This is a genomic window from Mycobacterium riyadhense (assembly GCF_963853645.1).
GTDB classification, from domain to species: Bacteria; Actinomycetota; Actinomycetes; order Mycobacteriales; family Mycobacteriaceae; genus Mycobacterium; species Mycobacterium riyadhense.
This window is the reverse complement of the sequence record NZ_OY970456.1, coordinates 4,732,791-4,745,262: the sequence shown is the minus strand read 5'-3', so window position 1 is coordinate 4,745,262 and position 12,472 is coordinate 4,732,791. Positions and strand designations below refer to the sequence as shown.

General features: G+C 64.6%; 11 protein-coding genes and 1 riboswitch. Of the genes, 2 read left to right on the top strand and 9 right to left on the bottom strand.

The genetic code is table 11. The annotated features are described in order from the left end of the window. Window positions 1–30 precede the first annotated feature (30 nt). A complete protein-coding gene (locus AADZ78_RS20905; protein ID WP_085250844.1) occupies window positions 31–252 on the bottom strand; it encodes a hypothetical protein in 222 nt (73 codons plus the stop codon). 118 nt (window positions 253–370) lie between these two features. On the opposite strand from AADZ78_RS20905, the gene AADZ78_RS20900 reads away from it, so the two are divergent. After that, on the top strand, window positions 371–2,092 hold the full coding sequence (locus AADZ78_RS20900) for a DUF3556 domain-containing protein (RefSeq protein WP_085250843.1): 1,722 nt from the start codon (window positions 371–373) through the stop codon (window positions 2,090–2,092). A 68-nt stretch (window positions 2,093–2,160) separates the two neighbouring features. Here AADZ78_RS20900 and metE read toward each other — a convergent pair whose 3' ends face one another. The 4 genes from metE to AADZ78_RS20880 form a co-directional block, all read right to left on the bottom strand. Then, window positions 2,161–4,470 (bottom strand): 5-methyltetrahydropteroyltriglutamate--homocysteine S-methyltransferase, encoded by a 2,310-nt coding sequence (gene metE, locus AADZ78_RS20895; RefSeq protein WP_372510527.1) that lies wholly within the window; start codon window positions 4,468–4,470, stop codon window positions 2,161–2,163. A 110-nt stretch (window positions 4,471–4,580) separates the two neighbouring features. Continuing rightward, window positions 4,581–4,813, bottom strand: a riboswitch (cobalamin riboswitch). A 40-nt stretch (window positions 4,814–4,853) separates the two neighbouring features. Next, a complete protein-coding gene (locus tag AADZ78_RS20890; RefSeq protein WP_085250841.1) occupies window positions 4,854–6,128 on the bottom strand; it encodes a PucR family transcriptional regulator in 1,275 nt (424 codons plus the stop codon). 160 nt (window positions 6,129–6,288) lie between these two features. Next, window positions 6,289–6,684 carry a type II toxin-antitoxin system VapC family toxin gene (locus AADZ78_RS20885; RefSeq protein ID WP_085250853.1) on the bottom strand — a complete coding sequence of 132 codons (396 nt, stop codon included), beginning with the start codon at window positions 6,682–6,684 and terminating at the stop codon, window positions 6,289–6,291. Between the two features lie 23 nt (window positions 6,685–6,707). Beyond that, on the bottom strand, window positions 6,708–6,947 hold the full coding sequence (locus AADZ78_RS20880; RefSeq protein ID WP_239655080.1) for a type II toxin-antitoxin system Phd/YefM family antitoxin: 240 nt from the start codon (window positions 6,945–6,947) through the stop codon (window positions 6,708–6,710). 197 nt (window positions 6,948–7,144) lie between these two features. Here AADZ78_RS20880 and AADZ78_RS20875 point away from each other — a divergent pair, with 197 nt between their 5' ends. Next, on the top strand, window positions 7,145–7,936 hold the full coding sequence (locus AADZ78_RS20875) for a hypothetical protein (RefSeq protein WP_139828739.1): 792 nt from the start codon (window positions 7,145–7,147) through the stop codon (window positions 7,934–7,936). A 55-nt stretch (window positions 7,937–7,991) separates the two neighbouring features. On the opposite strand, the gene AADZ78_RS20870 is transcribed toward AADZ78_RS20875, so the two are convergent. The 4 genes from AADZ78_RS20870 to AADZ78_RS20855 are packed head-to-tail and all read right to left on the bottom strand — an operon-like array spanning window position 7,992 to window position 12,452. Then, a complete protein-coding gene (locus AADZ78_RS20870; RefSeq protein ID WP_085250838.1) occupies window positions 7,992–9,284 on the bottom strand; it encodes a TetR/AcrR family transcriptional regulator in 1,293 nt (430 codons plus the stop codon). Window positions 9,285–9,286: 2 nt separating this feature from the next. Next, window positions 9,287–10,219, bottom strand: coding sequence for an SDR family NAD(P)-dependent oxidoreductase (locus tag AADZ78_RS20865; RefSeq protein WP_085250837.1), 933 nt, complete (start codon window positions 10,217–10,219; stop codon window positions 9,287–9,289). Further along, window positions 10,216–11,325, bottom strand: coding sequence for an acyl-CoA dehydrogenase family protein (locus AADZ78_RS20860; protein WP_085250836.1), 1,110 nt, complete (start codon window positions 11,323–11,325; stop codon window positions 10,216–10,218). The genes AADZ78_RS20865 and AADZ78_RS20860 overlap by 4 nt, the downstream gene beginning before the upstream one ends. Continuing rightward, a complete protein-coding gene (locus AADZ78_RS20855) occupies window positions 11,322–12,452 on the bottom strand; it encodes an acyl-CoA dehydrogenase family protein (protein ID WP_085250835.1) in 1,131 nt (376 codons plus the stop codon). Before AADZ78_RS20855 ends, AADZ78_RS20860 begins: the two co-directional genes overlap by 4 nt. Window positions 12,453–12,472: the final 20 nt, after the last annotated feature.

Sequence of the window (12,472 nt, the reverse complement as noted above, 5' to 3'; positions counted from 1 at the left end):
AATCGGACGGTCGCGACGGGTGGTGCGTTCTTAGTCAGGTCCGCCGTACTGCCACACCAGGCTGTGGTTGCCGGTCATAGTCGGGTTGCACCACATGGTCCGGCCGTTGCCGTCCTGGGTGGTTGCGTGCAAGACCGTGCAGGAATCACCGGGTGAGGGGGGCTGGGCGTTGGCGACCGGCTGTGCAACCACGAGTCCGCTCGATGCGACTGTGGCAATCGTCGCCATGGTGAGGAACCGAAGTGTGTTCATGGTCGACGCCTCCGCGGCAGGCAGAACTACACGGTAATCCGCGAGCGAGCCAGCTGACAAAGGGATTCGCCGCACGAACCTCAGCGCGGCGCTAGAACACGTTCTAATCTTTCAAACCATGGGATTTCTCAAGCCCGAGCTGCCGCAGATCGACATGGCCGAATGGAGCAAGGGCACCCGCAGCGAGAAGATCCGCCCGATGGCTCGGCACTGGGCCGAGGTGGGCTTCGGAACGCCGGTGGCATTACACCTGTTCTATGTCGTCAAGGTCCTGCTCTACATCCTGGTCGCCTGGCTGATCGTCTTCAGCACCAAAGGAATCGAGGGGTTCACCGACGTCAGGTCGTGGTATGCGGAACCAATCGTTTTCGAGAAGGTTGTGCTCTACACGATGCTGTTCGAGGTGATCGGGCTGGGCTGCGGCTTCGGACCGCTGAACAACCGGTTCTTCCCGCCCATGGGCTCGATCCTTTACTGGTTGCGATTTGGCACCATCCGGCTGCCACCATGGCCGGATCGTGTCCCGCTGACCCACGGCACCAAGCGCAAACCGGCCGATGTCGCGCTGTATGCGCTGCTGCTGATCATGTTGGTGGCGGCGCTGTTCACCGACGGCACCGGCCCGGTACCCGAGCTGGGCACCACCGTAGGGCTGCTGCCGGTATGGCAGATCGTGGTGATCCTGCTACTTCTCGGGGTGCTGGGACTGCGCGACAAGGTGATCTTCCTGGCGGCCCGCGGCGAGGTGTACGCGACGCTGACGGTGACCTTCCTGTTCGGCGGTGTCGACATGATCGTCGCCGCCAAGCTGGTGTTCCTGGCGATCTGGATGGGTGCGGCGACGTCGAAGCTCAACAAGCACTTTCCGTTTGTGATCTCGACGATGATGTCGAACAACCCGCTGTTCCGGCCGCGGTTCGTTAAGCGGATGTTCTTCGAGAAGTTCCCCGACGATCTGCGGCCCGGACTATTGTCGCGAATCTTTGCTCACGTCAGCACTTTCGTCGAGATGTGGGTGCCCGTGGTGCTGTTCTTGTCCCATAGCGGTTGGCCGCTGGCGGCGGCCGCAACGGTAATGGTGTGTTTCCATCTGGGGATCCTGACGGCGATCCCGATGGGGGTGCCGCTGGAGTGGAACGTGTTCATGATCTTCGGTGTGCTGTCGCTATTCGTCGGCCACGCTCGTTTTGGCCTGACGGACGTGAAAAACCCTGTGCCGGTGGTGATTCTGTTCGCGGTGATCGCGGGAATCGTGATCGCCGGCAACATGTTCCCGCGCAAGATCTCGTTCCTGCCTGGGATGCGCTACTACGCGGGCAACTGGGACACCACGCTGTGGTGCGTCAAACCCTCGGGGGAGGACAAGATCAAGCGGGGCATCGTCGCGATCGCCAGCATGCCGCAGGCTCAGCTGGAACGCTTCTACGGCAAGGAGCGAGCGCAGATCCCGGTGTACCTGGGATATGCGTTCCGCGCCATGAACACTCACGGCCGGGCGCTGTTCACCCTGGCACATCGGGCGATGGCGGGCCACGACGAGGACGACTACATCATCACCGACGGCGAACGGATCTGCAGCACCGCCATTGGGTGGAATTTCGGCGACGGCCACATGCACAACGAGCAACTGATCGAAGCGATGCAACAGCGCTGTCGCTTTGAGCCCGGCGAGGTACGGATCGTGCTGCTCGACGCGCAGCCCATCCACAAGCAAACCCAGCAGTATCGACTCGTGGACGCCGCGACCGGTGAGTTCGAGCGCGGCTACGTCCGAGTTGCCGACATGGTGACCCGACAGCCCTGGGCCGACGACCTGCCTGTCCAGGTGCTGTCGGACTAGGTTGGCCGAGCAGACGCAAAAGCCCCCAAAACCGCCGGTTTTGGGGTGCTTTTGCGTCTGCTCGCCAGCTAGCCGGAACGTGCCTGCTGTGCCGCGGCGACCATGTTGCGCAGCGACGCGGTCACCTCGTCTACGCTTCGGGTCTTGAGCCCACAGTCAGGGTTGACCCATAACCGCCTCGCCGGTACGGCTTTCAACGCGGCACGCAACGACTCGGCCATCTCTTCGGTGCTGGGCACCCGTGGCGAATGGATATCATAGACACCTGGCCCCACGCTGTTGGCGAACCCGATCGCGTTCAGGTCGTCAAGCACCTCCATGTGTGAACGTGCCGCCTCGATGGACGTCACGTCGGCGTCCAGGTCGGCGATTGCGCCTATCACCTCACCGAACTCGGAGTAGCACAGGTGCGTGTGGATCTGCGTCGAGTCGGCGACGCCCGAGGTGGCCAAGCGGAAAGAGCCTACGGCCCAACGCAAGTACTCCGCCTGATCGGCGCGACGCAGCGGCAGCAGCTCCCGCAGCGCGGGCTCGTCGACTTGGATGATCGCGATGCCGGCGGACTGCAGGTCCACGGTCTCATCGCGAATGGCCAGCGCCACCTGGTTGGCGGTGTCGGCCAGCGGCTGGTCGTCACGCACGAACGACCACGCCAGGATCGTGACCGGCCCGGTCAACATGCCCTTGACCGGCTTGTCGGTCAGCGACTGGGCGTAAGTGATCCACTCGACCGTCATCGGCTGGGTCCGGGAGACGTCGCCGTACAGGATCGGCGGACGGACGCAGCGGCTGCCGTAGGACTGCACCCAGCCGTTCTGGGTGGCGAAGAAGCCTTCTAGCTGCTCGGCGAAGTACTGCACCATGTCGTTGCGCTCCGGCTCACCGTGCACCAGCACGTCCAGGCCCAGCTGCTCCTGCAGCTTGATCACGTCGGCGATCTCGTGCTTCATGCGCTTCACGTACTCGGCCTGGTCGATCTCACCGGCCCGTAATGCGGCGCGTGCCTTGCGGATCGCCGAGGTCTGCGGGTAGGAACCGATCGTAGTGGTCGGCAGCGGTGGCAGGTGCAGCCGCGCGTCCTGGCTGGCCCGGCGCTGCGCCGGGTCGCCCCGGTGCGCACCGGAGGCGACGATGGAGTCGATCCGTGCCCGGACTTGTCCATTGCACAGCCGCGGATCACGCCTGCGCGATGCCACGGCGGCGTTGGATGCCGCGATCTCGTCGGCCACCGTCTCGCGTCCGTGATGCAGTCCGCGCGCCAGCACGACGACTTCGGCCACCTTTTCGGCACCGAACGCCAGCCAGCTGCGCAACGCGTCGTCCAGCTCGGTCTCCGGCTCCAGCGAGTAGGGTACGTGCAGCGTGGAGCAAGACGTCGAAACCGCAACGGCGGCAGCCGAACCCAGCAGCGTCGCCAACTTGCCCAACGCCGACTCGAGGTCAGTGCGCCAGATGTTGCGGCCGTCCACGACGCCGGCCACCAACATCTTGCCGGCCAACTCCGGTACGGCCGCGACCGCGGTGTTGGCGCCGGCGACCAGGTCGACGCCGATCGCTTCGACCGGTGTACGGGCCAGTCCTGCCAAGGCGGCGCCGGGGTCACCGAAGTAGGTGGCGACATGAATGGCCGGCCGGTTGCTCACCGCGCCCAGCGCGGTGTACACCGCCTCGGCCAGTGCGGGCGCGTCGGGGTTGATGTCGGTGACCAGGGCCGGCTCGTCGAACTGCACCCAGCCGGCGCCGCCATCGGCGAGCAGGGACAACAGTTCGGAGTAGCTCGGCACCAGCTCCTTGAGGCGTTCGATCGGTGCGCCCCCGCCATTGACGCCCTTGCTCAACAACAGGAACGTGATCGGCCCGATGACCACCGGGCGCGCCGGAATTCCTTGCTCGAGAGCTTCTTTCAGTTCAGAGAGCACCTTGCCCGGGTTCAGCGTGAACCGGGTTGCGGGCTCGATCTCGGGAACCAGGTAGTGGTAGTTGGTGTCGAACCATTTCGTCATCTCCAGAGGCGCGACCTCGTCGTTGCCGCGCGCGGCCGCGAAGTAGCGGTCGAGCTCGTCGGAAATCCCCCCGACCCGCGTCGGGAGTGCACCGAGCAGGACAGCGGTATCGAGCATCTGGTCGTAGTAGGAGAAGGTGTTCACCGGCACCGAGTCCAGGCCGGCCGCGGCCAGCCCGGACCAGGTGTCGCGGCGCAGGGTTGCGGCGATGGACTCTAGGTCTGATCGGCTGGTGCGTCCGGCCCAATAGCCCTCGGTTGCGCGTTTGAGTTCACGGCGCGGCCCGATCCTGGGGGAGCCGGTGATGGTTGCGGTGAACTTCTGAAAATTAGCAAGTGCGTTCACGAGCGGTCCTTCAATCGACGGTGTGGTCACCGCCCGCGGACGCGCAGCCGGACCGGTATGCGGCTCACACCTGGGGTGCATAACCACAACCGGGGGACGGCCAAACGCCCATTCCACGAGGCGATGAGCCGCCGGACGCGGCGCGCCCGGCGCAGCTGGCAGGTCTTCGGACTCGCAGGCGCGCACCGGTGGGTGCTCCTACTGGCCGTCGCTTCCCAGTCGCAAGACCAGTGCTGTAAAGACGGCGGTCGTTCCTGCATACCGCTGCGGGACAGTCCCGGAATCTCACCGGGTTCCCTCTCGCGTCGCATCTTTGCTTCGCTCGATGCCGCGCCGCGTGCTGCGACGACAGCAGACCAGCTGCATCGACAAGGCTACCCCGCTGCTGTGCAGGCCGTCGCCCGCACGTGTGGTTAGCGCGGCCCCGCCGACACCGATTGCTGCTCGGCCGGGCATTCGGCCACGGGGCTGGTCCGTTTGCCACGCCACTGCAGCGCTTCGATCGCCACAGCCACTTCAACGCTGGTGTGGTCGAGGGGCCGGGGCAGGAGCCGTTGCGCGGTCTCAAGCCGGTGCAACACGGTGTTGCGGTGGGTGTAGAGAAGCTTCGCGGCACGCGAGGCGTTGCACCCGGCCTTGATAAATGTCAGCACCGTCGTGTGCAGCATCGGGCTGGCCGATTCGAAGTCCCCGAGCGTGGTTCTTATGAAATCATCGGCGCCATAAGGGTTTTCGGTGAGCAGTGTCACCATCTGGACGTCGGTGAAGAAGGCGATTCGTTGGCGCGACCGCAGTCGGGCCATCATGCGCTGGGTGGTGAGCGCGTCGAAGTGGCTTCTGCGAAACCCCTCGATTCCTGGTGCGGTGCTGCCGATCGCGATCCGCACATCCGGCGTCTTGTCCAACACTTCGCGGATCTGCTCAGGCGTGAGAGCGGCTACGTCTTTCACCCATATCCAGCGGGTAGCGGCACTGGCCATGACCGTGAGTGGCCGCGGACATCCGACAGCTTGGCTGAACAAGTCAACGGCCTCATCGAGTCCGGTTGGATCGGAGTCGGGCTCGTCGTGCCAGATGATTGCGGCGGTATGGGGTCGGTCGAAAAGGCAGCCCAGTCGCGCTTCGGCGCGCTCCCGACTGAGAGGAGCGTTGTCGAGGATCAGTTCGACAATCTTGCGGCGCTCCGCACCGATGTCTTGGGTCAGTTCGTCGTATTCCGCTTGCATTTGCTCCGCGATGCCCGCAAGTGTCGCGTCCACGAACTCGTTGGCCGACCGAAATGGCACGTCCAGTAGCTCGTGCAGCTCTTCTGGGTCTGAGGTCAGTTCAAACGCGATTTCCGTCCAGCGCCGCCAGGCCACATTGTGTCCGATGCGGTAGACCTCTAGCGCGGACGCATCCAGGCCGCGACGCACCAGGTCGCGGGCCATACGTAGGGTATGCGCGCTGAGATTTGGTGGCACCGGATCGCCAGGCGTGCGCAGCATCGCGGAAGCGAAGTAGACCAGATTCGCACGGTTGGAGCGAGTCACCACCGCTGCCAGGCCAGGGTCCTGGGAGATGGCCGCGTTCGCGGCCAGCGTGACGCGATCGAACTCTTCGAGCCATTCGCGGCTGGGATTGAGCGCCATCCACGCGGCCTTGCGGATTAGCTCTTGTACCCGCGGTGAGGGCGGTCGCAATGCCACGGACCGATTCTAGGGTCTTTGTGCACTTTGCATTATGGATTCGCACTGGATTGGTTGAATTACCCTTGACCTGCTGTTTTGCCGCCGCAGGCGGTGGGGCCTGCCGGACATTTCGGCGCGACTACGTCGCTAACTGGCGGTCCGGCTGCTTTCGCCGAGCCTATACCGTCAGGGTGGGAGTGAGAGCTGCGCGAAGGATTTGCTTGTCGCGGGTCGCGATGGTGAGGTTGCGTCGAGTTGCCTGCGCGACGAGCATGCGGTCAAACGGGTCACGGTGTTCCCAGGGCAGTCGCCCGGCGAAGATCGCGTCTGCCGAGTCGATCGCGAGTTCCGAGATCGTCATGTCGTTGATGATCTCTGACCAGGCCGACAACAAGGGCTCCGCGTCGAGACGGCCGAGGCGCGTCTTGATGGCAAGCTCCCATGCGCAGACCGCTGAAACCCAGAGCGTGCAACTACTGCGCGAGAGCACCTCGCGGGCCGCGGGGGACACCTTCTCGGGGGTGGAAACCAGCCACAACAGCGCGTGGGTGTCGAGAACCACGTCGCGCGGCATTGACGCAGCTGACCGCGTGCTGGTCACGAATTGCCCTCCCACGCAGCAAGTTCCGATTCTGGCAGCGGATCGTCGAAGTCGTCGGGAACGGTCAAGTTCGGTAGCTGGCCGAAGCGTCGCGGCGTGTCGTGGACCGGTACGAGCGCCGCGACGGGCCGACCGTGGTTGGTAATTGTGACGGGTGTGCCCGTGCGTTCCACCTCGGCCAAGAGGGCATTGAGTGTCGCCTTGGCCTCGGTGCTCGTGACCGTCTTGTGCTGCACGCCACCAAGCATAACTCCCGGTGAGTCTAGTCCGACTAGCCTGACTAGTGCTATCACCCATCCGTGCGGCCCGAGCAGTGTGGTCGTGTGTTTGTCGGTCCGGTTTCGTAAGGTTTGCGGCATGTCCGAGCGCTGGAAGCGTCGGCTCGCTTACCCGCAATCGGACGCGGGATCGATCCACCTGTGAGATTGCGGCTGTGGCTGTGAGCACCGACGAATCACTACTGGACACATTTCCAGGACGCTTGTTCATCGAGCACCTTCGATACCGTTGCCCCGCGGGCATTGCACCCGCAGCGTTCGTCAGCGCCATGCAGCCCGAAGACCTCATCCGTGCCGCAGCGTCTGCGGTCGGCGGCTACCTCTACTCCGGTGATTGCCTAGGTGTCGTGCACCTCGATGCCAACGATCCGGAGCTCCTGGAGTTCAACACCGCGGGGCTGGCGGCGCTGTCGAAGCTATCCACCTTCGAATCGCCACAGATTCATCAGGGAACCGTCAGGGAGTTCCGCGCGCCGAGCATTGACAATCGTGACGACTTGAGCCCGTTGCCACGTGGGGCATTCTGGACGTCGACGCCGATCACCGACAGCGAGGACTCGTGGACCGCGAGCGGTGAGAATGTCGATCGGGAAAGGCCCCGGTTGGAAGTACATTTCGACACGACGCTGGTTCGCGTCGCGCGGGTCGATTCGGCTCGCGATTGGGCCGCCCTGATCGACTCGAATGCGGTCACCGCTCGTGGCTGCAAGTACCCGGACTGGCCGGCGATCGCAGAATCGTGGGATGCGGTACACCTGTCGGCTGCGGGTTTGCTGCTAGCTCATCCCGCGATCTCGACGACCCACTTCATCACGACCGACGGCTCCGGCTACGCACACAGTCAGGCAGGACCCTACGCGAGCGTCGCGGCTTGGTCGGCGGTGTCGACCGCGTGGCTACGCGAACCGCCGAACCTAAGATTCAGGTCCACGATCGATCGCGCCTGAGGCGAGCCCGGCCGCCCCGCCGTCGGAATCGACGGCCAATTCGGGATTCGCGGACCTACTTGTCGCGGACGGCGACACCACGCAACACCGTGTCGCGAGCAAGGATCAACGACGCCCGTGTTCCGACCGCGCGGAGGATGTTCTCCGGGATCCACTGCATGCCGATGACGCTGCGCGCCAGCATCGCCGTGGACGGTGTGTCGATCCGGATTTCGCCTGACCGGATTCCTTCGGTGAGAAGGGATTTCATCTGCCGCAGCCGAGTCACATACGACCATCCCGGATTGGCGGTGTCCGGCGGAGACTGCCGCATCCAGGCAAGCTGAATACGGAACTCGTCGGAAAATCGGTCCAGCGCATTGACGTTGACCCAGCTCAGTGCGTCCAGTTTCTCGATGGGCGTCGCGTCCGAGCGCAGGACGCCGACCCACCCCGCTTCGACCTTCTGTCCGAACGAGCGCATGATCGACGCGAGCAGCTCGTCCTTGGACCCGATTACCCGATAGACGGTTCCGGTGCCAAGCCCGGCTGCTGCGGCGATGTCCCTGATGGTGGTGACCTCATAGCCTTTTCGGCCGAACTCCGTTCGCGCCACCGCTCGAAGATGGGCTGCCTTGTCGCTGGGGTCGGCCTCGCTATCGTCGGCCCATGACTGGATGACGTCACTGGCCGCGGCCAAGGCGCGGGATCGATCCAACCCCGAATCGGAGGGTGCCCGGGCCGCCAAACCCCGCAAGATGGTTCGGCACATGAGTCCGGCGACCTGCGCGGCGGAAGCATTGTGCCGGATGACATCAAGCCCGACCTGCAGCATCGTCTGGCAGATCCGGTCAGCCAGCGTGGGCAGGTCGATTTCGGGTCTGATGTAGCCACTCCAGCGGGCGGCACGCAGCGTTTGCAGCATTGCCTCCTGGATCGCGGTCGGCCGCTGCCGCGTCAGCTTCATGAGCTCGGGATCTGCGCTCGGTCCCTCGTAGAACGACATCTGCAAGGCAGCCCGATGCCGCACGGCGCAATTGGCGATCACCGATCCCAGCTCGACGATCTTGTCAGCTGCAGGCCGCGAGTCGGGTTCATCCAGCCTCGCCTGGGCGACCCGCCCGATGCGATCCAGATCAGCTTGATACCGGTGGATCAGCTCAACGAGTATCGCTTCTTTGGATTCGAAGTGGTGATACAGGCTTCCCGGCAGAATGCCTGCCGCGTCGGCGATCTCCTGCAGCGAAGTCCGCAATCCCGACGAGGCGATCAGCGCCGCCGCGGTCTCGAGGATCTCGGTCCGGCGTGTTCCGGCGTCGCTTGTGGCATCGGTTTGGCTGCCGGTGGCCAAGGCATCGGTTTTCGCCATGGCTAGCCGTCCTCCCGCTGAACCCGCGCGCACACTCCGAACACTTCCTCGAAAATCGAGCCGGGCACCGTGAACGGCTCGGTTGCCGACACCTCGGACAGATGAGCCACTATATCCTCGGCGGTCGGATCGTCGCCGGGATCGGCGAGCCAACCCTGGCCGAGGCCGACGAAGACCCGGGCAAAACGGCCGGCGCAGGCCGAGTAGTTATGGTGGCTGAACTCGCAGTCTCGACTCGCCAGGTAGACCACGATGGGTACCATAAGCTCGGGCTTGATCAGATTCAAAAAGCCGATTTCGTCAAGGACTTTCGGGTCTCTCACAGTTTCGGTGACCATCCGCGAAAAGCCGAACGGGAGCACGGTGTTGGCCAGGATGCCGTGTTCGGCACCTTCGATTGCCATCACATTGCACAGGCCCACAAGTCCAGCTTTGGCCGCTCCGTAATGGGCTTCCATCGGTTGCCCGAACATCCCACCCGAAGAGGAGACGAACACAAACCGGCCATAGCCCTGCTTCTTCATCACCCGGTACGCCGGCTGGCTCAGATAAAACCCGCCGTCGAGGTGCACGCTGAGCATCTTCCGCCAGTCGTCCGCGGTCAACTCGTCGAAGGCAATGCTGTTGAAGATGCCCGCGTTACTCACCACGGCGTCGACGCGGCCGAAACGCTCGACGGCCAGCCGGACGATCGCCTCGCCGGCTTCCGGGCTGGCTACCGACTGGTGGGAGGCGGCCGCGACCCCGCCCGCGCTCTCGATTTCGGCGACGACCTCGTCGGCGACGGCGTCGTCGGCGCCTTCGCCGTGCATGGTTCCGCCCAAGTCGTTGACGACGACGGCCGCACCGCGGCGCGCCAACTCCCGCGCATACAAACGGCCCAGCCCGCGACCGGCTCCGGTGACAATCGCGACCTGATCGGTGAAGTCGATCATGGGAGGCCCGCCGTCGGATCAGCAAGGCGGGCACCGACTTCGGTGAGGTAGCGGTCTGGGCCGCCGAGGAATGAGCTCCAGCTCAGCAGGCGCTTGAGGTAGAGGTGAGCGTCGTGCTCCCAGGTGTAGCCGATGCCGCCGAACACCTGGATCGCGGTATCGCCCACAGCCGCAAGTCGTCCGGCGAATGCCTTGGTTCGCAACGCGGACAAATGCCGCTCGTCGGAATCGGCGGCTAGGGCATCGGAGGCCCACAGTGCGTGGATCACCCCGCTGCGGGCCAGCTCGACGGTTTCGTACATGTCAACGCACAAGTGCTGAATCGCCTGGAATGTCCCGATAACCTGCCCGAACTGCTTTCGCACCTTTGCGTATTCGACGGCGGACTCCATGACGGCGCGTGCGGCACCCAGCGCATCCGCGGCCCGGACAATAAGAACGTCATCGACGACCGCGTCGATGTCGGCTGACGACGGTGTGGCCAGGCGCTGTGCGGTCGCGTCATCGAGCGCGACGCGAAATTGCTTGCGGGTCTGGTCGATACCACGCACGGGCGTCACCGAGATACCAGGATCGGCTGCAGTGACCGCGAAAAGACCGGTACCGTTTGCTGTTTCAGCAAGAACCAGCATGATGTCGGCAGCCGCGGCGTCCGGGAAGCCGGCAAGCTCGCCCCGCAGCACGACGGCACCGTCGCGATCGACGGCCTGGGGCCGGGCGCTATCAAGCGGGCCGAAGGTGACGATTGTTGTGCCGTCGGCGATCCCGGTGAGGAGCTTGGCGGTGAGGTCGTTAGGGACGAGGCGCGTCAGGGCGCGGGTCGCGGCCACTGCAGTGGACAACCACGGTCCCGGGTTCAAGGCGGCGCCGAGTTCCTCGGCGACGATGCCGGCCTCGACCATCGTCATTCCCGCGCCACCGCATTCTTGCGGCACTAACAGCCCCGTCGCGCCGAGATCGGCAAGTCCCCGCCACACCGCGTCGGTGCTGCCGGTCGGGTCGTCGAGTAGCGCGCGCACATGTCCCGAAATCGGTGCTTTCGCAACCAGAAAGCGCCGCACGGTGTCCCGCAGCGCGAGTTGCTCGTCGGTAAGTTCGAGGTTCATCGGCGCGGCAACCCCAGCACGCGCTGCGCGGTGATGTTCTTGTTGATCTGGGACGTGCCGCCGGCGATGGTCAGCGAGCGCGATGTCAGACGATAGTCGGACCACCGGCCGGTGCCCAGCACGTCGAAAGCCAGGGCCGCCAGGTCCTGTCCGATCTCGCCCCACACGGTCTTGGCCAGGCTGGCCGACCCCAGATCGTCTGCGCCGTGCAGTGTCGCCGAGATCATGCGCTGGCACAGCACTTCGAGATATTTGATGCGAACGGCAATCTCGCCGAGGCGTCGTAGGGTCACGGCATCGCCAAGTGCCCCAGCCGCGCGAACGTCGGCCACCAATTCCTCCAAGCGCGCCTGCATCTCGGCGTACAGCCGCGCGGCCCCGGCACGCTCGTGGCTCAGCGTGGTGGTGGCGACCTGCCAGCCCCCGTTGAGCGGACCGAGCAAGGCGTCCGCGGGCACGCGCGCGTCGTGAAAGAACACCTCGGCGAAGTCGGTGTCGCCATTGAGGGTGACCAGCGGCCGGACCTCGATGCCAGGCAGGGTCATGTCGACGATCAGGCAGGAGATGCCCTGGTGTTTCGGGGCATCGGGATCGGTACGGACATACAGCTGGCACCAGTGCGCCCGATGTCCCAGCGAGGTCCAGATCTTCTGTCCGTTGACGACGAAACAGTCGTGGTCGCGTACCGCGCGGGTGCGTAGCGAGGCTAGATCGGATCCGGCTTCGGGTTCGGACATACCCTGGCACCAGATATCGTCCGCACGCATCATCCGGGGCAGTAGCGTCTGCTTCTGGTCTTCGATGCCGTACTGCATGATGGCCGGCGCGATGTTGTTCATGCCGATGACGTTGAGCGGCAACGGAGCCCGGGCACGCGTGGTCTCTTCGGTATAGACCAACTGTTCCAGGACCGTCGCCCCGCGGCCGCCGTACTCGATGGGCCAGGAGACCGCCGCCCAGCCGGCATCGGCCATGGTTGCGTTCCACGACCGCAGCATCTCGAATTCCGCATCATCTCGTCCGGGGTGGCGGCGGGCCGCGATCAGCTCGTCAGTGAGGTTCTCCGACAGCCAGGCGCGCAACTCATGGCGGAACCGTTCGACTTCCGCCGGGTAGGAGAAATCCAATTCTGCTCTCGACCTAACGC